Here is a 22,249-nt window from a genome sequence, read left to right as displayed (position 1 = left end):
TTAATTTTCCAATAAGGTCAGCGGATCAATGCGCGTGTTGTTATGCAGAGCTTCTAGATGTAGATGTGGACCAGTGACTCGACCGGTTTCACCTATGGTACCGATCACTTCTCCTTGCGATACTTGCTCACCCACTGCAACATCAATGCTATCAAGGTGTGCGTAGAGACTTTGATAACCATTGTCATGATGGATCAACACCACTTTACCGTAATTCTCAGGCAGGGTTTTATCATCAGCAATCGTGACCGTACCGCTGGCAACCGCCATCGCCGGTTCACCAACGCCGCCAGCTAAATCCAGTCCTTGATGTGCTTTATTGTGACGAAAGTTCGATACATGTCCAAACCTTGATGTTATTTCAGGGGTGACGACCGGGTATGTCCATGTTTTACTCACCATTGCCGTTCCCATTGTCCATTGAATATTGCCATAGGCTAAACCTGAACTAAGCAACACAAAAACCCCTATCAACACAAGATTACTTGGCTTCTTTTTAGATTTAAGAATAACGCTAAAACGCTTTTTATAGTCATCTAAGGTCAATGAGTTAGACGCAAAACTTGCTGTCATATTCATCGTTTCCGGCGGAGCAGCAGCTCGTTTTAAAGAGTTCATTAATGCTTTGCTATAAGCCAAGGGCTCTAGGCTGTGCTTCGCTATCGTCACCTCATCACAGCGATATTCCATCGCTCGAATAAAGCCCAGTTCCATTTTTGCAATAAATGGATTAAACCAAGCAAGCGTCGTGAGTATTCGCCAAATTACGACAGCAATATGATCGCCTTTATCTATATGAGTTAACTCATGCAGAATAAGCGCCTGCTGCTCGGCCTCTGGCAGCGTGTCAAATTCCACCGGCAAATACACTTTGGGTTGCCACAGTCCGAACACAAAAGGAGAGCAAGTAATTGGCAATTGATAGCAACTCCGTGTTCCGAGTTTTATTTTTGAAGCAGTACTACAAAGGCGTTTTACTCGCCAAAACTGTCGCCCAAGTACCAAAAGATGAGTGATGAGACCAACGCAATAGACCATAAATACAGCCATAAGCGTCAGGTTTAGCCAGTCAGACGCAACTTGAGTGCGCTTCGTCATTGCCAGCAGCGGCTCTGCAAATTGTTGTAAATTGGCATTAAACAATACGGCTGGAATGGCGTTGTGTTGCTCCATGTGTTCAAGTGGGATCCAAGGCACAAAAGTCACTGCCAGCACGCCCCACCAAAGTCCTTTATTCTGTATATACCGAGCGGAAAATTTCACTCCAAGTGCGTACGTTAAGCCACTAAGCGCCACCCACAGCAAGACCGAAAGTAATATCAGTTCCATACTTTACTCTTCATCACCTTGCGTCTTAGCTAACTCATCTAACATGGCTTCTAATTCATCTAATTCATCCGCTGCAATTAACTTACTATCTGAAAACATAGCGATTGGAAGAGGCTCATCCAACTCCATGATTTGCTTTGCAAACTCTTGGGCATAAAGTGCGAGAGTCGGTACCTTAGCAAGGACAGCTGAGTATATTTTTTTATTGCCTTGCATTTGCTCGGCGAGATAACCCTTTTCACACATTCTCTCAAGAGTTTTTCGAGTTGATGAGTAGCTCCAACTGAGCTTTGATCCTATTTCTGTGTGAATTTCTTTACCCGTTTTTGGCTGTTCACGCCAAAGGATTTTTAAAACGATTAGTTCGGTTGAGTTAGGTTTCATTGTTTTTCTCACAACTGCGACATATGTCACACATTAACAAACAAAAAAGTGCGACACAAGTCGCACATTATGCTTTTTTAATTTTCACCACGAAAAATGGCGACATTATCAACAGCACTTATACTTCAAGTTGATATGCAAAAAATGAGTTATCTGTAGTGCTAGAGCTAATTAATATTCGCCATAAATTATGGCTGCTAATTGTGTTTCCCGTCATTGCGCTTGCCTTACTGCTCGGATATGCTTTTAACCGTTACGCTCACCTTGAGTCAGAAGTAGAATCTCTATACGCCGATCGTGTTGTGCCGCTTATTCAAATAAAAAAAGTATCAGATCACGGTGCGATTCAGATTGTCGACATACTTCATAAGTATCGTGCAGGGTTGGTCTCCAAAGACGAGGTGCTGCTGCAAATAGCAGATGCAACTCGGGTCATGAACGACGCGTGGCAAAGCTATCTAAACACATATTTGGTGACTGCGGAGCAAGTCAAAGTTGAACTCATTGAGTTCCAAATGCAGGCCGTATTTACGCATATTGCCTCGCTCCAAAGCGCGATAAATCAAGGGACATTTTTAGCAATTCCACAACATCAGTTTGTTACTGCACTCTATGAAAAGTTCGATCCGTTAACTGCATCACTACAAGCACTCACCGAGGTACAAAATGACGTCGCACTCGGTATTGTGGAGCAAACTGAGCAACAATTTAGCCAACTGAAGTTGTTGCTCATTATTTTTTCTGTGATTGTATTGGTGAGCTTAATCGCCGTTGGCTTCGCTTTATATCGCTCTATTCAACATCCAATCAATCATATTCGCTCGCAAATCAATCACATTATTGAGAGCTCGAGTCTCGAAAAACGTATCGACATTGATAACCACAATGAATTGACTGATGTTAGCCTTGCCATCAACCAGCTCCTTAGCCACATCCATGTGATCCACCAGCAACTGGTAGAGGCGGAAAAATTATCAAGCCTAGGTAGTTTAGTTTCAGGATTGGCTCACGAGGTAAATACTCCACTTGGTGTCTCGATTACCGCAGTGTCATCCTGCCAAGAGCAAGTGGATGCGATGGAAACCGGCATGAAAGCGCAGCGTTTGTCGCACGCTGAGTTTTTAGAAATTATGGCAGCATTGGATTCTGGTTTGTCTATCGCAGAGCGAAATCTCGGCAAAACGGCAAAGCTAGTGCAAGAGTTCAAGAATATCTCCGCAGAGCAAGAAACTGACGTCGAGCAACTTGTCGACCTAGAAGCCGTTATTCGCAATTATTGCGAACAAACGGCCCGTTTTCAGTTAAAGATGCGCGTTGAATTTAGCGCAACAGGAAAACTGGAACAACTGGTCAAAATCAACGTTAAGGCGCTACAGCAAATTTTGTTGCAGCTGCTTGAGAATGCCCGAGTGCATGGTTTTAGTAATGATAGCGACACCCAGCCATTTGCTGCTGTTCGTTTAGAGATCACTGACAACAAAATATTTATTCGAGTCAAAGACGAAGGCGTCGGTATGAGTAATGAGGTCCTAAATCGGATCTTTGAGCCCTTTTACACCACAGCTCGCCAACATGGTCATGCTGGGCTTGGACTTTCCGTCACCTATAATCTCGTCAAAAAACATTTAGAAGGTGACTTAAAAGTTAATTCCAAAGCCGGAAATGGCACCACTTTTACCATCTTGTTGGCGAACAAAACGTTGGCACAAACCGCCTAACCAACTTGTGCCCTAATAGCATACTTAACGAGTGACAAAGCCTCCGTTAACAAACAAGGTTTGTCCAGTCGTCCAGCGTGATTGCTCCGACGCAAGATAAAGCACTGCAGGGGTAATATCGTCTACTTGCCCTAGTCGGTTCATTACACTTGCAGACTGCAAATAATTAACGGTTTGCTCGTTTTCTTCGCCATGGAAAAAGTCAGTGTCAATTGGACCTGGTGCAATCGTATTGACGGTCACACCTCGATGTCCGACTTCCTTTGCCAGCGCACGAGTGAAGTGCTCAAGTGGTGCTTTTGAGCCAGCGTAGAGCGCATAATTTCCAGTAAATGCTGCCAATAGCGAAGTGCCCATATTAATGATCCGACCGTTATCACGAATATGTTTAGCGGCTTCTTGCATCACAAAAAATGCCCCTTTACAGTTGATCCCAAATAGCCTGTCAAAATCTTCCTCGCTATATTCAGCAAACGGTTTCTTGCTGATAGTACCGGCATTATTGATAACGATATCCACGGCGCCAAACTCACTAATAATATGCTCAAATATATTCATTACCTGCGCTTTATTGCTGACATCTCCGTGTACTAGCGTCGTCCTAACACCCAGCGCTTCAACTTCCTTCTGGGTTTCAAGTGCTTGTGGTTTAGAATGGGCACTATGATAGTGAATGACAAGATCAGCGCCTTGCTTTGCCAACGCAATAGCAAAATCCTTCCCCATATTTTTGGCTGACCCAGTGATAAACGCAACCTTACCTGTTAACTGCTTAGACATACCTATTTCTCCTACTTGCAATATTCAATCGACTTTTAGTGTAGCTAGGTGAAAGGGATACAGGTATAGTGATTTTAGTCATTTACTAATTGCATTTTTTACATCCGCTATGAAATCGATTACTGAAGAAGATTTGTTTGTTCTTACCGTTGAATCTGGCAGCCTCAAATCTGCGGCTGAAGTGATAGGTACCGATCCCTCCTCGGTAAGCCGAAAACTCGCAAACTTAGAAAGTCGATTAGGAGTAAAACTTTTACAGCGCTCCACTAAGCAAACGGCCGCAACTGAAGTTGGGCTTGAGTACTATAAAGGCGTAAAACAATTACTAGATGAAAAAAGAGAATTGGAAGAGTCGATTTCAGGCACCTCCACACTGCCTTCTGGTACATTAAGAGTTGCAGCGCCACACGACTTCGCCGAGCGCTTCATTGCTCCTGTGATACAAACCATGATAACCACCTATCCAGACCTCAATATTGAGTTACTACTCGGCAGTCATTTTGAAGATCTCAAGGCTAAACAAATCGATATTGCAATTAGGATTGGCAAACTGGATGACTCCTCCTTGATCTGCCGACAACTTGGCCATGTACCACGGGTCTTGGTGGCCTCTAAAGCGTATATTGAGCGCATGGGACAACCACAACGCTTTAGCGATTTAAGCAAACTGGATTTTATCTTTTACAATAAACCTAAGCTTGGTGATCAGCTCATTCTCGGTAAAGGCCTGCATCGTGAAGCCGTTGCGGTAAGTGGTAAACTCGTCGCCAACAGTGTTGCTGTACTAAAAAATTGGGTAAACGCTGGCCTTGGTGTGCATTACGGGCCGCTATGGGCATTTAAAGATGAATTAACTATGGGCAGTTGTGTGCAGCTACTACCTGAACTACACGATGAAAGTTATCCTATCCACGCACTGTACTTGTCGAAGCAATATACTCCCGCAAAGGTACGGGAGTTTGTTGAGCTATTGACTTCAACCTATCAGCAATACCGCTTCGATTAACTCAGTTTTATAGTAAACAAGTATTAAGGCTAACTGATATAAGCTCAAGCCCAGCTTTTACTGTAACGGCAAAGCATGAGCTTAAAAGAAATTTACTTCATCAAGTTTTCGAATGCTACGCAAAAAAAGCCCTACAGATTGTAGGGCCTTGACTATAAAGAAGTTAATCTTATTTTATTTGCGTCTACGACGAAGTGCCGCAAATGGTGCTGCCAGTAAAGCTAACCAGCCAAATGAACCCGACGAACCAGTACCAACTTCAACTGGCTCTTCCACTACTGGTGGTGTCGTAGCCTCTGCAACATCAGCAACATTCACAGTTACCTTGGTTGGTGCAAGCATCAACGTACTTTCACCAGCGGCCTTCGCTGTGTATGTGAAGCTATCTACGCCGTTAAAGTCTGCTTCAGGGGTATAGATGACTTTACCTTCTTTGATTTCAACAGCACCATTAGCAGGAGCATCAACAACCGCTAGTGTTGCAGCATCAAAGCCACCTTCAGGATTGGCAAACGATACGCTTTGTACCGCGCGCTGATTTTCGCTGCCTTTCACCGTTAGCGTCACAGGAATAAGGTCAATATGTTGAGCATCATCATTCGCTAAAACATCAATAGCTTCAGATGACGTGTCTTCATCCATCTCTATTGTATCTGCTACACCTGCTTTGATATGTGCATTTTCAGCAAGCTTAACTTTAACACCAAGATTTACCGCACCACCCTTGTTATATTCATAAGCGATAACTTGTCCAGCAACTGGCGCAGTACCTTCACCATTGTGATACGTCTGAAGACCAACAATACCATTTGAATCCTCTATACCAACCGTTGCTTTACTTGGCATTTTTGGCACTTTTACATAGTTGAAGAAGTGCTCTTCTTCACCATTTAGACGGATCCAAGATTGGAAAGTGTATTCATCACCCGAAGTGTCTTCGAATAATCTCGCGTCAGCCCATTCAGTTACAAAGTAGTGTGTTAGGTTTTCAGGATCGTCCCCAAACGACAGAAGTGCAACATAAACTGCACCGCCAACAGCTTCATCAGGCCCTTGAAGATCAAAGTCAGCCCAAAGCGGGGCGATCAAACCGTTTTGTCCATTAACTGATGGTATCGCTTCATTAGAGCCTGTACCACTAGCTGAACCATTGCCGGCAACAATCAAGCCATTTGAGGTGATCGTAATATAACTATATTCAACACCACCTAACTTGAACGTATAGCCATCACCAATGTTTGCTAAGTTAAATTTAAAATCTGAATCATCACACGAATCTTCACAGGTTGGTCGATATTCCTTTCGAGCTTTAAGGTCAATATTTATTCCAGCCTCAATTGCGCTTTTTATAGATGATTTGTCAAGCTTTCCTGTCCAAGCAATGTGGCGAGTTGGAATATCTGCACCAGCAAGGATTTGGTTGCCATTATCCATAGAAACCTTAAAGCTGTCTGGGATTACTTCAAGTGAACTAGGCAATACTGAGTCAAGAGTAACTTGACCGTCAATAACATCATTCACAAAACCTAAATTCACATCAAATTCTGCTGAATTTGAAGCCCCTGATGTAGACACAGCTAAACCAGGAAGAGACGTTGATGATGCAAATGCAGCAAGCGGTACGTGACCGACACGCTCTCCCGCATCATTGTACGCTTCAATACGACCAAACTGCCATGCATCCAGATCGGAACCCGTAATGCTAAGTGTTATTGATGCTGACTTAGCATCGCCTTCCTCACCACGAGGTGCTAATTCGACAGAAGACGTTAGATCCTTAACAGCAACACCACCACCTATCGCAACGCCCTTAAAGTGTAGCTTCATTGCTTCAGCAGTCATGTTTTTCACAGTAACGCTGTAATCACAGCTTTCAATACATTGAGTTTCAGACAATCCCATCTCAGAGAAAGTCACTTTTGCGTTAAATGCTTTATCTAAATCAAAGCGTCCTGCACCAACATCAAAGCCGTCAGCCGGAGTCACTTCATCTTCTTTCTTCAAACCTTCAGTAACACTGGTATTGGCCAATGCTGATTTGATTTCTTCAGGGCTCCAGTCCGGATATTGCTGCTTAAGAAGTGCTGCAGCACCGGCAATGTGTGGACCTGCCATTGACGTACCAGAAAGCTCAGCGAAATTCGCAACACCGTCTACCGCCAAGTGCGCAGATAGAATATTAGTGCCTGGCGCTGCAACGTTTGGCTTAAAGATAGATGGATCGCCGTTAGGGCCTCGTGACGAAGACTCACGCATTGAATCACGAGCAGCTTCACTAATCGCGGTACGATTTACACCGTCAACGGCAAGCTTACCATCAAATCCGTCTGCAGAAGCGGCTGCAATAATCGCTTCACCATCTTCTTGGCTAACCATGAATGCAGGAAGGGTTTCGCCTGCGGTCGCCATCACAAAAGGTGTACCTACGCGATTATTATAAACAACAATAGCTTTAGCACCGGCATCAGCAGCATTTTTAACTTTAACTGAGAAATTACAATCGCCTCGAGACACTACAGCAAAAGCATCGGTGAAAGAGCCAGCTGGGAAAGGCTGACAACCAGTTACATTCTCTGCATCAACTTTTTCCGCTGCTACTGGTTTAGCAGAGATAACCGTACTATGTTCTGTATCTGAACTCGTTACGTGAAGAATATTTTCTCCACCGTCTAATGACATGCCAGTAGTGAAGATACGGCCGTGCTGAGTGTTTGCCACCGAAATAACTGATTCAAGGTTAGCTGGACCACCAATGGTGCTAGCGCCAGCACCGCCATTACCAGCAGAAACAACTGCAACAACACCCGCTGCTCTGATATTTTCAAAAACTTCAGCATAAGCACTATTTTCAGGGTGTGAACCATAGCCACCACCCCAAGAGTTGTTGATTACATCAGCACCGTCTTCTAATGCGTGCTCCAACGCCTCAATTAACATAATATTAGAGCCGCCCTCTTCATATAGAGCTTTGTAGCTCATGAGGTACGCGCCTGGTGCGACGCCACTCAACTCAACGGTATTACCGTTATAGTCAGCAGTTACCGCTGAACCTACCGCAGTACCCGCAACGTGAGTACCGTGACCGTCAAGATCTAATGGGCTAAAAGTTTGAAAGTCAGGTTGTTCAAAAGTAGGTACAGAGTAACGGGCTACAATTAGTTTGTTGTTACAGAATGAGGTATCCACTTTTCGGCAGTAATCGTCTGATGGTAAGCCGTCTGTAGGCGCTTCCATACCAGTGTCGTCAAACATAGGATTAGTCGGAGTAATCCCAGAGTCAATAACTGCTACTCGAATACCTTTACCAACATTTCGGTCACCACCAAGCTTTTCCCACACTACAGGTGCATTGATTAAAGAAAGCGATGAGTCCATCTGAGCGTGATAGCGCTCTTCTTTAAATACGCGCGTTACACCAGGTAATGATTTAAGTTGTTCAAATATATCCTTTTCTGATTTAACAACAACCGCATTCATCGTTGCATCATAATGACGATCGATTTGAGCTCCAGGAATAGTTTGAGAAAGTTTTTGCGAGAATGAATTACGTTCCTGAGCAAGGGCTTGCCTCTGCGTCTTAACGGCTTGAGATTGCATCATCAGACCGTTGCCGCTTCGTTCTGAATTGATTGCGCCTTTGGTTTTCGCCAAAGCATTGCCTTCTAATCGAACGATATAATAGTGCTTACTTTCTGCTTTAATGGGGTTTGTTGGTTTAGCGTGGTTAGTTGATTTGTACTCAAACCCGTTAATCCCTGTTTTCACTTCTGAGCTTAGGTTTACACTAGCATGAGCGCTTGTCATCGCTAATGCGCCACACACTGATGCGGCAACCACTGATAGTTTTAGTTTATTGGACATTTTTACCCCTGAATTTTTTCTTATAGTAATATCATTGCAATCAATGCAAAAGAAAAATCAATATAATGTAAATCTGTACTGATAATCAACACAGTAAAGTTAAACTATTCCTACACAGAAATGCATATTGATAAAAAAACACATAAAACAATGATTTATAAAGAAAAAAAACACTGTAAAATTGGTAAACAAACGTAAACAAGACATTCAAATGTCATAATAAGCTGCTAGCTCACATCATTTTATTGACCAAGTATTAACCAATCTCAAACGATGTTACACCAAACACACGAGTTAATGGTAAATCAGGTTGTTCACCGGTATACATTCTCGCGGTTTCAAAGGAAAGTGACATCTTGTACTTTTGTGCAAGCGCAACAGCAGCTGCATTTACTTCTGGCACGTCCAAATAGATGGCCTCGGTTGTTGATACCTTAGCTCTAAGCGCTAAGAAAAGTGTCTCTGCAAGTTCCGCGCTATCAGCGTAAAGAGGACCTATTTTATAGCCGACGTGACAAGGGCGAATCACACCTATGGCTGCAAGTGTGTCATCCTGTTTAATGCCTAAAGCGTGGCAGTTTGGCTGGTTAAACCAAGCGTCAACAAAAGCGACTCTTTTTGCGGGGAAAAACGCACTGTCATAAGCAATGACCTCTTCTACCGGTAACCTTTCAAGTGCCACTAAGTTTGAGCAATCTGGCGCTTCGCCACCACCCACTCCTTCGTAGCGCATATTACGATAGGCGAGCTTAAAACCCGATTTTTTGTAATTATCTTGCTGAGCGACCACTCCATCAAGTGCGACGTTACAACCAGCTAAATATTGAAGCCCTGCCTGCCAAATCTGCATTCCATAACCCTGACCTCGATATTCTGGCTTAACGATATAAAAGCCTAAAAAACCAAATGTATCATCATATTTAACCACCGAAATCGAAGCGATAGGTTCATCGCCAAGATAGCCAATTAAAAAGCCATTTGGATCGGCTTGATAGTAGCACTTAGCATCACTAAGCCCAGGGTTCCACCCTTCTTGCAGAGCCCATTTTGCTGCAATTTCTAATTCAGTTAAGTTCATTACTTTTATATTGAATGTTCTATTTTCCACGGCGTATCTACTTTTCTCACCTGATGTAGTTTGTATTATAGCGGACAATCCAGCACTGCAATGGCCCTATCATAGGCATGATAAGCCACAAATTTGGAGAAAATATAAAGGACAGGCACGCTAACGCCCGAACAATTATGATCACTGATTGATTTTCCACGCGCCTCGCTATATGGTGTCCATCAAATACGAGCCTAACGTATTAATTACCAAAAAATAAACCATAAAAAGGAGTTGTTTTATGGCCCTCTACATTAAAGATTCGGCGGTCGCATGTCCTGCGGAAAAAGTATTGCAAGCTACTGACTTTTACAAGCCATTCCCGAGCACCCAAGATGTCGCGTTTAATGACACTCAGCTATTACCAATAGGACTACTTGACTATTCAAGGTTAGACGCAAACAGCGATGATAATATACTTATCGCATTACCGATTTCTATGGAGATTTTTGATGGCGACCTTCCCTATATCTCCTACTCATTGACAGACATTGGGTGGCAAGTTGACGCTCACAATGTTGACAATCTAAGTGAAGAGAAGGAGGATTTTGAAGACTATAGCGAATACTACCAGCAAGCAGCCAGCTTCTATGCTAAACATCAACGACTTAACTACTCTCTTGACGAAAGCGAAGAAAGCGACCCGCTCTTTGAATTAGGTGGCCAACCCATGCTCGGTTGCAATTGGGACGCCTATTTGTGGGATGAAGAAGGTGATGATGAAACGCGCTATTTTGACGCTATGGATGAGCAAAGCGGCGAGAATTACAGTCACTACTCCACTCGTGAAATTGGCTTTTTTGATGAAGAGCACGGTGTAGATTTTACTTATCTTGGTACCTTCTGCTTCTCTACTTATTTTGAAGGCGGTGGTGAAGGGATTGTTTTTTATAGCGCTAAACACAAAAGAGTATTGGTTATCGCCGAGTTTTCTTAAGTTCAATTAAATTCTCTCAAGGCACGATAACAGAAGTCAGCGTGCCTTTTTATCTTAAGCAAACTTTAAGTGAACCGACACACCTGTTTCGCCACTTTCAATCATCACCTCCACAGAAAACTTCTCACAAAGACGCTTTACTAGCGATAAGCCAATGCCTGTGCCTGAACTATTGGGACCGCGCATTCCAGACTCAAAGGCTTGCTCGTTTGCAGTAAAGATCTCTGATAACCCTTGCCCATTATCCGCAATTGTTAGTGTATTATCTCTGTAACGAATATGGATTTGCTCACCTTGGCTATGATGTACAGCGTTCTGTAGCAGGTTTTGCACCACCAATCTTAGCTCCTGCGCAGCCATAGAAACAAATACATTGGCGGGTAAGTCGATAGTTAGGACTTTATGCTCAAACAGCGCTTGATTGTTGATAATGCAGGCTTCAATCACGGATTGTAGATTAGTCTGCTCCGGTGTATCGGCTTTTTCTCGGGCAAGGGCAAGTAGCGCCTCTAGTGTTAGCTGTATCTGCTGGTCAGACTCCGCTATCCTTGCCACCAATTCCTGCTGTTTACTATTTAACTCAGTATGGTTGAGTAAACTGACCGCCCCTTGGGAAATGGTGACAGGTGTTCTCAATTCATGGGAAATATCTCTGGTAAATTGGCGTTCACGCTCAACGAATGCTCGAATGCGAGTAAGGGCTGACTCTAGCGTTTGTGCAAATTTACCAATTTCATTTTGCGAAAACTGAGATGCAAAATTGGTCGGGAGGTTTTCAACGGGACTTGCTTCTACAATTACCATTAGCTCATCCAAAGGTTTAAGTAGTCTTTTCGCCAGCTTTACCGTACCAAGCGCTAGCAATAGCGCGATTACTAAGCCAATCACCAATAAGGCCAATGAAAAACCAAGCATCAAGCCTCGAAGTTCGCGTACCACAAGATGGTCGCTTACTTCAGCAAGCAATATGCCTTGTCCACGGTCATGCTTGTTTAGAAAGACGATATGATAATGTTTACCCGCCTCAGCACTAAACTCTTTACGGTTTGGCTCCTCAGCAAGTAGCGTTTTTACCACCGCAGGTAAAGTATCGGTTGTTGGATGAAATGTGACGAAGTCAAAATGCGGTTCAGGTGTCTGGTTATTGATGATTTGAAGCGCTGTCTGCTTTCTTTCATCTTCTAAAATTTGATAAAAAAAGCTGTCTTCTATGATGTAGCTAAAAAGCAAAGTGATCAGTGAAAATAATACACTGAGCAGCACGACGATAGAGACAAAATAAGTGATGATGCGGTTTCTTAGTTGTTTTGTTTTCATTTTTCTCAATTGCTATTTCAGCTATAAATCCAGCACTAAGCCAACGCTGTGAATCGTTTTAATAATGGCAGTTGGAAATGGCTTATCTACCGCTTTGCGTAATTGGTAGATGTGTGACCGTAAAGAGTCCGAGTCAGTGCCCTCCTCGCCCCAAATACGCTCAACAAGCTCACTCTTAGATACCGCTCTAGGGTAACTTTCCATCAAAATTTTAAGAATATTGAACAAAATTGGCGGTAACACGAGTGTAGTCTCACCACGCGTTACCGTTTGATTTTGGTAATTGAGCGTAACCTGTTTATCTGCCTCCCCCACACTGAGCGCCCTTGCAGCAGGTATGGGATTTAATCGACAAGTTAATGCGCTGACTCGAGCTACTAGCTCCTCTAGTGAAAAAGGTTTGGTGAGGTAATCATCCGCACCCTGCGCAAATCCTGCTAATTTATCGTCCAAAGTATCTCTAGCAGTTAACATTATGATGGGAATATGCCTGTCGGCTTGAAGTCTTAATCGCTGGCAGACCTCAAGCCCTTCGATATCTGGCAGCATAATATCCAAAATAATACAGTCAAAATATTGTGTTAGTGCAAGCTCACAACCTTGCTCTCCCGTATAAGCAAAGTCCAGACTATGTCCCTGCATATCGAAGTAATCAGCAATATTACTTGCAATCGCGGAGTTGTCTTCAATTACTAATATATTGAGTTGTGAGCTTGTTTTCATTAATACCAACCTTGTAATTCTTTATAGTAGCCTTCAGGCAAGATATGCTCACCTTCAATAACCACGTGATGTTTTTTAACACTCGCAATAGCTTCGAATAATACTTCGTTCTCACGTTCGCTGGCGTATTCATCGTCATCTGCCGAGACCAACCACACCTTGGGAGAATCAACGGCTGTCGCAAAGTTTTTAATCGCCACTCGTGCCACCGCATTAGTCAGGTAAGGCGGCACAATTGATAACACATTATCCACTCGTTTATCCAGTGCAGCTAAAATTAAACTGATTTGACCTCCCATGCTGTATCCTGCAACACTGATTTGGTTTTGATCAAATTGCGATTGGGTTGCTATCCAATCAAGCAGAACTCTGTGATCCTTTACCGAATCAATAACCATGTTTTCATAGGGCTCGCGTTTTCCCCACCAATCTAAATCATGCATAACATCAATAAGGTTATAGCCTGGGTTTTTACGCTTACCATGGTTTCTTGAATCAATGGCAATCACAGCATACCCGTTTGCTAGTGCCATTTTGGTAAGTTCATCCGTTTGCTCGTATGTGTCACGTCCTTTAAAGCTTTCTTGTATCCAGCGTACATCACTTCGACCCATACCGTGGACCCCCACCATAACGGGCATTGGTTTAGTCGCGTCATAATTATTTGGATAGAGAATATGCCCATTGACTTTATCGCCATCAAACGTTTTGTACTCAAGCGCAAAGTGATTAGCTTTTAATGGTGAAAGATTTACCTCTACCGCCTTTTGCTCATAGCTATATATTTGCGCTAATTCCTCCGGCGTAACACTATATGGCTTTAGTCCAAATACTGCGTACCAAACAGCGGCAACACCTGCGATAATTCCAGTCACTACTAACATTGTTTTTCTCCAGCTTTGCTTAACCATAAACTTTCTCCTTTAGTGCAATCAGACTCTCCGCCGTCCCGTGCTTTTTAAGCGCTGCTTCTAATGTGGACTGTGCACCAGATATATCATTTAGTTTGAGCTGTGCATTTACTAGCGCTTCGTACAGCATGGGGTGATCAATATCTGCAAGGGTTAACTGCATCAACTCAACGGCCACCGCAAGTTGATGAGCAGTTTGCGCATGCTGCGCTTGATATAAACCAGAGATCCCGAGCAACATAGGATCAAATGATGACTTATCCGCTAAATAACGTGCCCTCGCTTTGCTGCTATCTGAAAAGAATTGCTCTACCAACAAAATACTTTCATCGTCTTTGAATCGCGGTAACTCGCTTACCGTCAGACCAAGCGCCGCAACCACCGCTTTAGCGGTATTTACCGTAGAAAAAGGGTTTTGTCCCGTGATCAATTGACCATCAATACTTACCTGATTCAACATCAATCCGTCTTGCACAAACGATGCACCACGCTCAATGAGTTTATCTTCAAGTAGGAATGGAAACTGTTTGGTCCACTTTTTACCAAACGCTGCCTCTTCTTCGTTAGTAAAACCATTTACTCGCTTGCCGGCGATTAAATACTCTCCATTTTCAAGCTTTACATCCACCAATGCCGCAGGACCATGGCAAACAGCACCAATTACGCCATTGTTAACGTAGATATCACGAATAATTGCCTGTAACGGTTTGGAGTCATGCAAGTCGAACATTGGGCCTTTACCCCCAACCACAAACACAGCATCGAATTGCGCGGGCTCTAACTCACTCAGTCTTTTAGTGTTTTTAAGCTGCGCCATCGCCGCCGTATCGTTACTGTATGCTTGATTATAGGGTTTGTTTTTATCGAACTTATCTGCCAATGGTTCACCGCCCTTTGGCGAGGCTAATGTGACTTTTACGCCATTTTGTTTAAACACGGCATATGCTTTACTGAGCTCGTCAAATTCAAACCCAGGTTTGCTTAAAGTGCCATCGGCCCCCATTTCACCATAGCTACTGAGTACCATGAGCACATGAGGTGTGTTTTTATCTTGTGCAAGCGTATTGACTGAAGTTGCTGACAACGCAGCAACGAGAGATAAAGTGAATAGTGATTTGTTCATCATCCTGTCCTCGGGCCTGTTGACCCTTGTGTTGTTTTGTTACAGACACTTTATGCGGACAGGTGTGAAATGGATGTGAAGTCAATTCACATGATTTAGAAAGCGAAAAACAGTTAATTATGATGTTAAAGGCTTTGGAAATTTTACTCTTACGTCGTCTATTAAGCGCTTGCGCGAGCTACGTTCACGCTCATGAGGCGCGAATAAAGCACTTGCCTCATCTAATAAATCGACCACTTGGTGAAGGTTGGTTAGTTCATCTGGGCTCAAGTGCTCATCTTGTGCTAAATACTCGTTGATGATAACGATAGCGGCTTCTTTATTTGCAATATCCTCAGGTAAACCGGTTTTTGTACAAAGTCCGTAAATACCGCCAAGGAAGTGTTGCCACTCACTTTCTAAGTGAGCGTCGATGTCTTGACCCAGTTTTGCATCTTGTGGATTAAGACCTTGCGTTTTTAATCTATGTAGTTGGTCTTTATAGCGTTGACTGAAGAGCGAAAAGGCTTGTGCTTCATCCGCTACTTGCGACACAGCACCAAGCCATACTAAAGTGCCTTGCGGATAAAATTCTAGGCAGCTTTCATCACTGTGCTCGCCAAAGAAAGAATCACATTCGAGCTTTAATGTTAATTTATAGGAGGCTTTTGGCATCAAACGTTTTTCAATTAACATAGCCAATTCAAAGTGAGATAGCTGCGACTCGCGTAGCAAGGCCTCTTTGGTAATAAAGTGCGCCTGCAGATAATTAAGTAGCTCCATTGATTATTCCTTTGAATTAGCTAGCTTTATTTTTGCCCTGAGCGCAGTCGTGATGATAATCAAACCAAGCAAGTTGATTTTTACTGCAATGGTTTCTAGATTCAACTGAACCGTTAACAACAGTCCTGATGAAAATTGGATTAGCGTATCATTGACAACTACGCCAATGGACATAAGCGCGCCCAGCACTGCTGCCCAATTTAAGGCCCTGAGTTGCTTTTGATATAACTTAAACGCGACGAATAAACACAAAAAGCTAGCAGTAAAGTCTAGAATTAAGGTCCATTCTGGGGCGCTAAATACGCCCAATAGAAATAATACAAACCCAGCTATTCCCGCGCATGCTAATAAGAAGGTAGTAATTTTTGAGCTATTTATATGGTGAGAAAACATCGATTTTATTTTTTATTATTGCTCGTTAGGTTAGCGGCATTATAACCACTAACCTTTCAAGTTAAAAAATATTATTGTACCTTATTCACCATTTCTTCAATATATTTAATGGCAATAAATGGATCTGTCTCATCAAATAGGTGAGAAGCGTATTTCATGGTAACAGAGGTGACATTGTCACCAATTTCTTGCAGTTTTATCTGGGAATCTTTTGACGTTTGAGTATAAACATCAACATCAGCATAACTCATGCCGGTAGAGCGGATAGTCACATGAGGGATCCCACGCGACAGTATCGTAACTGGCATTTTCCGGTTAATTTTATACATCTCTGTATGGGCAGAAGCTTCTTCCAAATCTTCTAGTGAATGAGTATCTCTCTCCCAGTTGACGATCCAATCCATGATCTTCCATGCTTCTTTGGACATCTTACTTTTCATATTGTGATACCAAGACTCATGAGCGATATCAATAAGTACCATCCCTTTCACTTTTTCAGGGTTTCGGTTGGCATAGGCTCTTGCTACAAAACCACCAAAAGAGTGAGGTACAAGTACCAAATTATCCATTTTAGTGGCTTGAGTGAATGCCTCAAGCTCTTGTGTAAGCTCCAACATAGTCCGTACTCGAGGCTTGGCAAAAGTGCTTTTTCCGGTGCCCGCTCTATCATAAAAACATAAGCGATAGCCTTTTGGATTTATGTTATGAATGGTGTTTTTGTAGGTTTCATGAGCATCAAGGCCCATTCCAGCAAGTAAAAGTGCCGTTGTTTCGCCCTCTCCTTTGCAAGCATAGGCAAGTTTGTTGCCGTTTATTTCCACATATTGATAATTGTGCTCATGAACTGATTGGTTGGCGCTGGCCACTGAACTACAAGCGACGAGCCCGAGTACTGCTGATGTTATTATTTTCATTGTCCTTTCTCATTTATTGTTTACTCCAAAAACATACTAAGCAATTCTTTTAATGAATTCAATAAAGTTTCAGAAACTTCTGAAACTTTATTATATCAAAGTGTAAACAAAGTATGCGACGTAGCCTATAAATAAGATGCCTCCCTCTTTGCGACTGAGCATTAACCCAGAAATAAGTAATGGCGTACAAAGTATCGTTGCAACGATCATGACTGAAATATCAATACTCAGCATACGGCTTGTCACTTCTAAAGGAGTGGCGCTGATAAGTCCTGTCACGCCAAGTACACCCAATGAATTGAATAAATTACTACCAATAACATTGCCTACCGCAATATCAGCATGCCCTTTTATACTCGCCATGATTGAGGTAACCACTTCTGGTAGCGACGTGCCAATAGCAATAATAGTTAAGCCAATCATTACTTCATCCACTGCTAAAGCACGGGCTAGTTGCACCCCATTATCCACCATAAGTTTTGCACCAAGTATTAACAAGCCAAGCCCTACGATAAATAGCAGCATACTAACTGCGCGCTCACGCCAACGGTTTGGTTGTTGTGATGGCGTCGGTTCATTATTTTTATTGCTAAGCGCACGGCCTTGGGTAAACAAATAAACGACATAAAATAACAAAAGCAAGCACAATAATGCTGCGTCTAACTGACTGAGCCAGCCATCCCAGACTAATGCTGTGACAATAAAACTGGCGATCACTAGCATTGGAATATCTCGTTTCACTAATTCTTGTGAAACTACCAGTGGCGCTATCAGTGCAGATACACCGAGTATAAACAGAATATTAAAGGTATTGCTGCCTAACACATTAGCAAAAGCGAGACTACCTTGCCCCGTAACTGCTGACTGAATACTGACAGTAAGCTCAGGAGCACTAGTACCAAATGACACTATCGTTAACCCAATCAAGACGCTTGGAACATTAAAACTTGCAGCTAGCTTAGAGGCACCCGCGACTAAACGGTCAGCACCAAAGACCAAGAGTGATAAGCCTAAAACGATATAAATAAGATTGATTGTCATTGAAGCAAACCTTGCGTATTGATGGAACGTTAGCTAGAAATAACCATGAGAATAGAAATTACTACTTCTTGTTTACTCTCACTTAATTCACGTTATATCGCAACTAAACCGAGGGTAAGATTTGTCACTCTTGACGAGCAAAATAACTCATTAGACTGAGACTCTCTATTTGTGTCTAATGCGCGAAAATTAATAAGACCTTTCACTCAGTGAGTAGCCGCCAATGATGGCGCACTGCAGGCTGAACTCTAACTTATGTTAAGGAACTTGAATGACCAAATTTATCTCTTCTGAGCAAGCACGTGAATGCTACAACGTGCGCCACTGGAGCCAAGGCTTCTTTGGTATTAATGATCAGGGAGAGGTTACTGCGATGCCGAACCAACAGCAACCACAGCACGCCGTAACTCTGACAAACATTGCACAACAAATTAAATCTGAGGGTTATACCCTACCTGCGCTAGTACGTTTTCCACAAATTCTAGAGCAGCGTGTACATAATATTGTTGGTGCGTTTAATCAGGCGATTACTGATTACAGCTACCCAGAAGATTATTTATTGGTTTACCCAATTAAAGTAAACCAACAAAAAGAAGTCATTGAGGGACTGATTGCAAGCCAAGCGGCAAGTGATAAAAAACAGCTAGGCTTAGAAGCTGGCAGTAAAGCTGAGTTACTTACGGTATTGGCGCTCAGTGAAAAAACCAGCGCAGTGATCGTGTGTAACGGCTACAAAGACAGAGAATATGTCCGTCTTGCGCTTATCGGTGAAAAATTAGGTCATCAAGTTTATATCGTTTTAGAAAAGCGTTCTGAGCTCGACATCGTGATGGCAGAAGCCAAAGCACTCAACGTAAAACCACGCTTAGGCTTACGCGTTCGTTTGGCATCACAAGGTAAAGGCAAATGGCAAGCAAGCGGCGGCGAAAAGTCCAAATTTGGCCTGTCTGCATCGCAAGTGCTTACGGTTGTTAACCAATTAAAGCACGCTGACATGCTAGACGCGCTGCAACTGGTGCACTTTCACTTAGGCTCGCAAATGGCCAACATTCGTGACGTGCGCGTTGGTGTGGGTGAAGCCGCTAGATTCTACTGCGAATTACGCCGTTTAGGTGCAAACCTGTTGAATTTAGACGTAGGTGGCGGGCTTGCAGTAGATTACGATGGAACGCGCAGCCAGTCGTCCAACTCAATGAACTACAGCTTAGCTGAATATGCAAACAACATCGTTTACACCGTAGGCGATACCTGTAAGCAATACAATCAGCCAATGCCAAAGATTATCTCTGAGTCGGGTCGTGCGTTAACTGCCCATCATGCGGTATTAATCACCGATGTGATTGGCACCGAAAGCTACCAAGTAGAAGAGATAACTGCACCAGTGAGTGAAGCTCCAAGACTGCTACACAATATGTGGACGTCTTGGCAGGCACTCAACGAGCAGAGTGATGACCGTGCGTTGATTGAAATTTTTCATGATACGCAAGGCGACTTGGCAGAAGTACACAGCCAATTTGCGATGGGCCTATTAAGTCTTGAGCAAAGAGCTTGGGCGGAGCAAGTAAATCTGCGTGTTTGTTATGAGCTAAACAAGCGTATGGACAACAAAAACCGTTTCCATCGCCCAATTATTGACGAACTCAGTGCTAAGCTTGCGGATAAATTCTTTGTGAATTTCTCGCTATTTCAATCTTTGCCAGACGCTTGGGGGATTGAACAGGTATTCCCTGTATTGCCACTTAGCGGATTAACAGAAGCACCAAAGCGCCGCGCGGTATTGCTGGATATTACCTGTGATTCTGACGGTACGGTGGAGCATTATGTGGATGGCCAAGGTATTGAAGCAACATTGCCTGTACCTGAGTTTTGCAAAGATAAACCCTATTTACTGGGATTTTTCTTGGTGGGTGCATACCAAGAGATTTTAGGTGACATGCACAATCTATTTGGCGACACTCACACCGTTGTAGCCACATTAGACGATCAGGGTGAGCTATCGCTGGGTAATATCGATGCAGGTGACACCGTTGCCGATATGATGCGTTATGTACACCTTGATGTTGAACAATTTAAGCGTAACTTTGCCAACCTTGTTGAAAGCAAACTACCGCTTGAAGAGCAAGCAACCTGCCTAGCAGAGCTTGAAACCGGCCTTGACGGCTATACTTATTTGGAAGATTTTTAACCCATGAGCCATTTATTCGATCACACCGATCATTCTCTGTACTCCAACGGCATGACGTTTTTACGTCAGCCAATGGTACGTAATATCACAGATATTGATGCAGACGTTGTGGTACTTGGCTTGCCATTTGATTTGGCAACCTCTGGACGCCCAGGCGCACGCTTGGGTCCAGATGCGATCCGTCGCGCATCCGTGCATTTAGCTTGGGAAAGTAAAAAATACCCTTGGTCATTTGCATTGTGGGACAAAATAAAACTACAAGACGCTGGCGATTTCACATACCCAGTTGGCGATCCTGAGTATTTCACTGCGCAACTCGAGTTAGCTGCTCTGCAAATTTTGCAGCAAGGCAAAACGCTATTAAGCCTAGGTGGCGATCACTTTGTAACACTGCCATTACTGCGTGCTCACCAGCAAATTCACGGCAAAATGGCACTCGTACATTTTGATGCGCACACAGACACGTACAGCCAAGGTTCACGCTATGACCACGGTACTATGTTCTATCATGCTCCAATTGAGGGCTTAATAAGCCCAGAGCATTCAATGCAAATTGGCATTAGAACCGAGTACACAGAGCAAGGCCACGAGTTTGGCGTAATTGATGCTATGGCAGCAAATGACTTAAGTGCTGAAGAAATATCAGCGCAGATCAAAGCACGCGTCGGCGACTTGCCGGTGTATTTAACCTTTGATATCGACTGTCTAGACCCAGCATTCGCACCCGGCACAGGCACCCCAGTATGCGGCGGTCTAACCAGCGACAAAGTGCTGAAGATTTTACGCGCACTGCAAGGACTAAACATGATAGGCATGGACGTAGTAGAAGTCTCCCCTTCCTACGACCAAAGCGAGCTCACCGCAATCGCCGCCGCCACCATTGCACACGAACTACTGCATCTGTGGGCAGTAAAGCATAAATAATCGGATACAAGTTTGACTAAGCCACCTCAACAAGGTGGCTTTTTTGTTTGGGGTTTACTGTAAAGTCATAGAAGATCTCACATGCAACTTATTCTCCTTCGTCACACCTGAAAAACATACTTCTCGGCGGGTGCCCAGAACTATTCACACTGTGAGGCTGGAGCCTCAATTTTCTGAATTTGTAAACGAGTCTATCGCCATTAAGAAAGTGGAAATCCACAGGCGACTTATTCTCCCTCCACCACACCCGAAAAGCATAAGCCGATATGTAATGTGCCGACAGGATGTCGGCTTAGGATTTGAGGATTAAGTGTGATGTCAGGGTGGCGTTTTCTTGGTTCGCTCGATCGCGTCGTTTCAAAAGCATGAACGAGGAACGCATGGATGCGCTTTGATATTAGCCAAGGAAGGCTCTACTCATTAGTCAACTCGAAGTGGTCGCCCGCAAACTCATCATCGACAATAGCTCGAAAACATAACTTCTCGGCGGGTAAACCACCTCCCACAAAAATATTTATACTCCGAATTTAGAGACATACCGCGCTAACCGTGCAAGCAGCTTAATCGCTAAAACCGTAGAAGATCTCACATGCAGCTTCTTCCCCCTCCATCACACCCGAAAAGCATAAGCCGATATGCAATGTGCCGACAGGATGTCGGCCAAGTCTTGTCTGGCACAGGGACGTGCCTTACAAGGCGGTTGCACTATATCGGCTTAAGATTTGAGAATTAAGTGTGATGTCGGGGCGACGTTTTCTTGGTTCGCTCGATCGCGTCGTTTCAAAAAAATGAACGAGGAGCGCATGAATGCGCTTTGATACCTATCAAAAAAG

The 22,249-nt window shown here is 43.5% G+C and carries 18 protein-coding genes; 5 read left to right on the top strand and 13 right to left on the bottom strand.

Going from position 1 to position 22,249, the window contains the following annotated elements; translation table 11 throughout:
- Together DRB05_RS07045 and DRB05_RS07040 are read right to left on the bottom strand one after the other, a co-directional pair.
- Positions 1-1,329, bottom strand: a complete 1,329-nt coding sequence (locus DRB05_RS07045; RefSeq protein ID WP_128726303.1) for a M23/M56 family metallopeptidase — start codon at positions 1,327-1,329, stop codon at positions 1-3.
- Positions 1,330-1,332: 3 nt separating this feature from the next.
- Positions 1,333-1,713, bottom strand: coding sequence for a BlaI/MecI/CopY family transcriptional regulator (locus DRB05_RS07040; protein WP_128726302.1), 381 nt, complete (start codon positions 1,711-1,713; stop codon positions 1,333-1,335).
- A 158-nt stretch (positions 1,714-1,871) separates the two neighbouring features.
- Here DRB05_RS07040 and DRB05_RS07035 point away from each other — a divergent pair, with 158 nt between their 5' ends.
- Positions 1,872-3,431, top strand: a complete 1,560-nt coding sequence (locus DRB05_RS07035) for an ATP-binding protein (protein WP_128726301.1) — start codon at positions 1,872-1,874, stop codon at positions 3,429-3,431.
- 24 nt (positions 3,432-3,455) lie between these two features.
- On the opposite strand, the gene DRB05_RS07030 is transcribed toward DRB05_RS07035, so the two are convergent.
- Entirely contained in the window at positions 3,456-4,211 is a 756-nt protein-coding gene (locus DRB05_RS07030; RefSeq protein ID WP_128726300.1) for an SDR family oxidoreductase, read from the bottom strand.
- 109 nt (positions 4,212-4,320) lie between these two features.
- On the opposite strand from DRB05_RS07030, the gene DRB05_RS07025 reads away from it, so the two are divergent.
- The gene (locus DRB05_RS07025) at positions 4,321-5,217 is read left to right on the top strand and encodes a LysR family transcriptional regulator (RefSeq protein ID WP_128726299.1); all 897 of its coding nucleotides are present in this window, start codon (positions 4,321-4,323) and stop codon (positions 5,215-5,217) included.
- Between the two features lie 174 nt (positions 5,218-5,391).
- On the opposite strand, the gene DRB05_RS07020 is transcribed toward DRB05_RS07025, so the two are convergent.
- Together DRB05_RS07020 and DRB05_RS07015 are read right to left on the bottom strand one after the other, a co-directional pair.
- Positions 5,392-9,078, bottom strand: coding sequence for a S8 family serine peptidase (locus tag DRB05_RS07020; protein ID WP_128726298.1), 3,687 nt, complete (start codon positions 9,076-9,078; stop codon positions 5,392-5,394).
- A gap of 256 nt (positions 9,079-9,334) precedes the next feature.
- The gene (locus DRB05_RS07015) at positions 9,335-10,186 is read right to left on the bottom strand and encodes a GNAT family N-acetyltransferase (protein ID WP_128726297.1); all 852 of its coding nucleotides are present in this window, start codon (positions 10,184-10,186) and stop codon (positions 9,335-9,337) included.
- A 241-nt stretch (positions 10,187-10,427) separates the two neighbouring features.
- Here DRB05_RS07015 and DRB05_RS07010 point away from each other — a divergent pair, with 241 nt between their 5' ends.
- Positions 10,428-11,123: a hypothetical protein gene (locus tag DRB05_RS07010; RefSeq protein WP_128726296.1), complete on the top strand. Its 696-nt coding sequence runs from the start codon at positions 10,428-10,430 to the stop codon at positions 11,121-11,123.
- A gap of 54 nt (positions 11,124-11,177) precedes the next feature.
- On the opposite strand, the gene DRB05_RS07005 is transcribed toward DRB05_RS07010, so the two are convergent.
- The 8 genes from DRB05_RS07005 to DRB05_RS06970 form a co-directional block, all read right to left on the bottom strand.
- Positions 11,178-12,440 carry a HAMP domain-containing sensor histidine kinase gene (locus tag DRB05_RS07005; RefSeq protein WP_128726295.1) on the bottom strand — a complete coding sequence of 421 codons (1,263 nt, stop codon included), beginning with the start codon at positions 12,438-12,440 and terminating at the stop codon, positions 11,178-11,180.
- 21 nt (positions 12,441-12,461) lie between these two features.
- The gene (locus DRB05_RS07000) at positions 12,462-13,163 is read right to left on the bottom strand and encodes a response regulator transcription factor (RefSeq protein ID WP_128726294.1); all 702 of its coding nucleotides are present in this window, start codon (positions 13,161-13,163) and stop codon (positions 12,462-12,464) included.
- Positions 13,163-14,074 (bottom strand): alpha/beta fold hydrolase, encoded by a 912-nt coding sequence (locus DRB05_RS06995; protein WP_128726293.1) that lies wholly within the window; start codon positions 14,072-14,074, stop codon positions 13,163-13,165. The genes DRB05_RS07000 and DRB05_RS06995 overlap by 1 nt, the downstream gene beginning before the upstream one ends.
- Entirely contained in the window at positions 14,067-15,197 is a 1,131-nt protein-coding gene (locus DRB05_RS06990) for a type 1 glutamine amidotransferase domain-containing protein (protein WP_128726407.1), read from the bottom strand. Before DRB05_RS06990 ends, DRB05_RS06995 begins: the two co-directional genes overlap by 8 nt.
- Positions 15,198-15,314: 117 nt before the next feature.
- Complete coding sequence (locus DRB05_RS06985; RefSeq protein WP_128726292.1) at positions 15,315-15,959, bottom strand: DUF6058 family natural product biosynthesis protein; 645 nt, start codon at positions 15,957-15,959, stop codon at positions 15,315-15,317.
- 3 nt (positions 15,960-15,962) lie between these two features.
- Complete coding sequence (locus tag DRB05_RS22935) at positions 15,963-16,133, bottom strand: hypothetical protein (RefSeq protein WP_235956553.1); 171 nt, start codon at positions 16,131-16,133, stop codon at positions 15,963-15,965.
- Between the two features lie 290 nt (positions 16,134-16,423).
- A complete protein-coding gene (locus tag DRB05_RS06975; protein ID WP_128726290.1) occupies positions 16,424-17,266 on the bottom strand; it encodes an alpha/beta hydrolase in 843 nt (280 codons plus the stop codon).
- A 90-nt stretch (positions 17,267-17,356) separates the two neighbouring features.
- On the bottom strand, positions 17,357-18,307 hold the full coding sequence (locus DRB05_RS06970; RefSeq protein WP_128726289.1) for a calcium/sodium antiporter: 951 nt from the start codon (positions 18,305-18,307) through the stop codon (positions 17,357-17,359).
- 271 nt (positions 18,308-18,578) lie between these two features.
- On the opposite strand from DRB05_RS06970, the gene speA reads away from it, so the two are divergent.
- Together speA and speB are read left to right on the top strand one after the other, a co-directional pair.
- Complete coding sequence (speA, locus tag DRB05_RS06965) at positions 18,579-20,492, top strand: biosynthetic arginine decarboxylase (protein ID WP_128726288.1); 1,914 nt, start codon at positions 18,579-18,581, stop codon at positions 20,490-20,492.
- 3 nt (positions 20,493-20,495) lie between these two features.
- Positions 20,496-21,416 carry an agmatinase gene (gene speB / locus DRB05_RS06960; RefSeq protein ID WP_128726287.1) on the top strand — a complete coding sequence of 307 codons (921 nt, stop codon included), beginning with the start codon at positions 20,496-20,498 and terminating at the stop codon, positions 21,414-21,416.
- The last annotated feature ends 833 nt before the right edge of the window (positions 21,417-22,249 follow it).

This window comes from Pseudoalteromonas sp. A757 (genome assembly GCF_004103285.1).
GTDB classification, from domain to species: domain Bacteria; phylum Pseudomonadota; class Gammaproteobacteria; order Enterobacterales; family Alteromonadaceae; genus Pseudoalteromonas; species Pseudoalteromonas galatheae.
The sequence above is the reverse complement of the archived record's forward strand: the minus strand, read 5'-3'. Positions and strand labels throughout refer to the sequence as shown.

Coding starts and splice junctions, on each gene's coding strand:
- DRB05_RS07045 (WP_128726303.1), bottom strand. CDS start 1,329: ATGGAACTGATATTACTTTCGGTCTTGCTGTGGGTGGCGCTTAGTGGC.
- DRB05_RS07040 (WP_128726302.1), bottom strand. CDS start 1,713: ATGAAACCTAACTCAACCGAACTAATCGTTTTAAAAATCCTTTGGCGT.
- DRB05_RS07030 (WP_128726300.1), bottom strand. CDS start 4,211: ATGTCTAAGCAGTTAACAGGTAAGGTTGCGTTTATCACTGGGTCAGCC.
- DRB05_RS07025 (WP_128726299.1), top strand. CDS start 4,321: ATGAAATCGATTACTGAAGAAGATTTGTTTGTTCTTACCGTTGAATCT.
- DRB05_RS07020 (WP_128726298.1), bottom strand. CDS start 9,078: ATGTCCAATAAACTAAAACTATCAGTGGTTGCCGCATCAGTGTGTGGC.
- DRB05_RS07010 (WP_128726296.1), top strand. CDS start 10,428: ATGGCCCTCTACATTAAAGATTCGGCGGTCGCATGTCCTGCGGAAAAA.
- DRB05_RS07005 (WP_128726295.1), bottom strand. CDS start 12,440: ATGAAAACAAAACAACTAAGAAACCGCATCATCACTTATTTTGTCTCT.
- DRB05_RS07000 (WP_128726294.1), bottom strand. CDS start 13,163: ATGAAAACAAGCTCACAACTCAATATATTAGTAATTGAAGACAACTCC.
- DRB05_RS06995 (WP_128726293.1), bottom strand. CDS start 14,074: ATGGTTAAGCAAAGCTGGAGAAAAACAATGTTAGTAGTGACTGGAATT.
- DRB05_RS06990 (WP_128726407.1), bottom strand. CDS start 15,197: ATGAACAAATCACTATTCACTTTATCTCTCGTTGCTGCGTTGTCAGCA.
- DRB05_RS06985 (WP_128726292.1), bottom strand. CDS start 15,959: ATGGAGCTACTTAATTATCTGCAGGCGCACTTTATTACCAAAGAGGCC.
- DRB05_RS22935 (WP_235956553.1), bottom strand. CDS start 16,133: ATGTCCATTGGCGTAGTTGTCAATGATACGCTAATCCAATTTTCATCA.
- DRB05_RS06975 (WP_128726290.1), bottom strand. CDS start 17,266: ATGAAAATAATAACATCAGCAGTACTCGGGCTCGTCGCTTGTAGTTCA.
- DRB05_RS06970 (WP_128726289.1), bottom strand. CDS start 18,307: ATGACAATCAATCTTATTTATATCGTTTTAGGCTTATCACTCTTGGTC.
- speA (WP_128726288.1), top strand. CDS start 18,579: ATGACCAAATTTATCTCTTCTGAGCAAGCACGTGAATGCTACAACGTG.
- speB (WP_128726287.1), top strand. CDS start 20,496: ATGAGCCATTTATTCGATCACACCGATCATTCTCTGTACTCCAACGGC.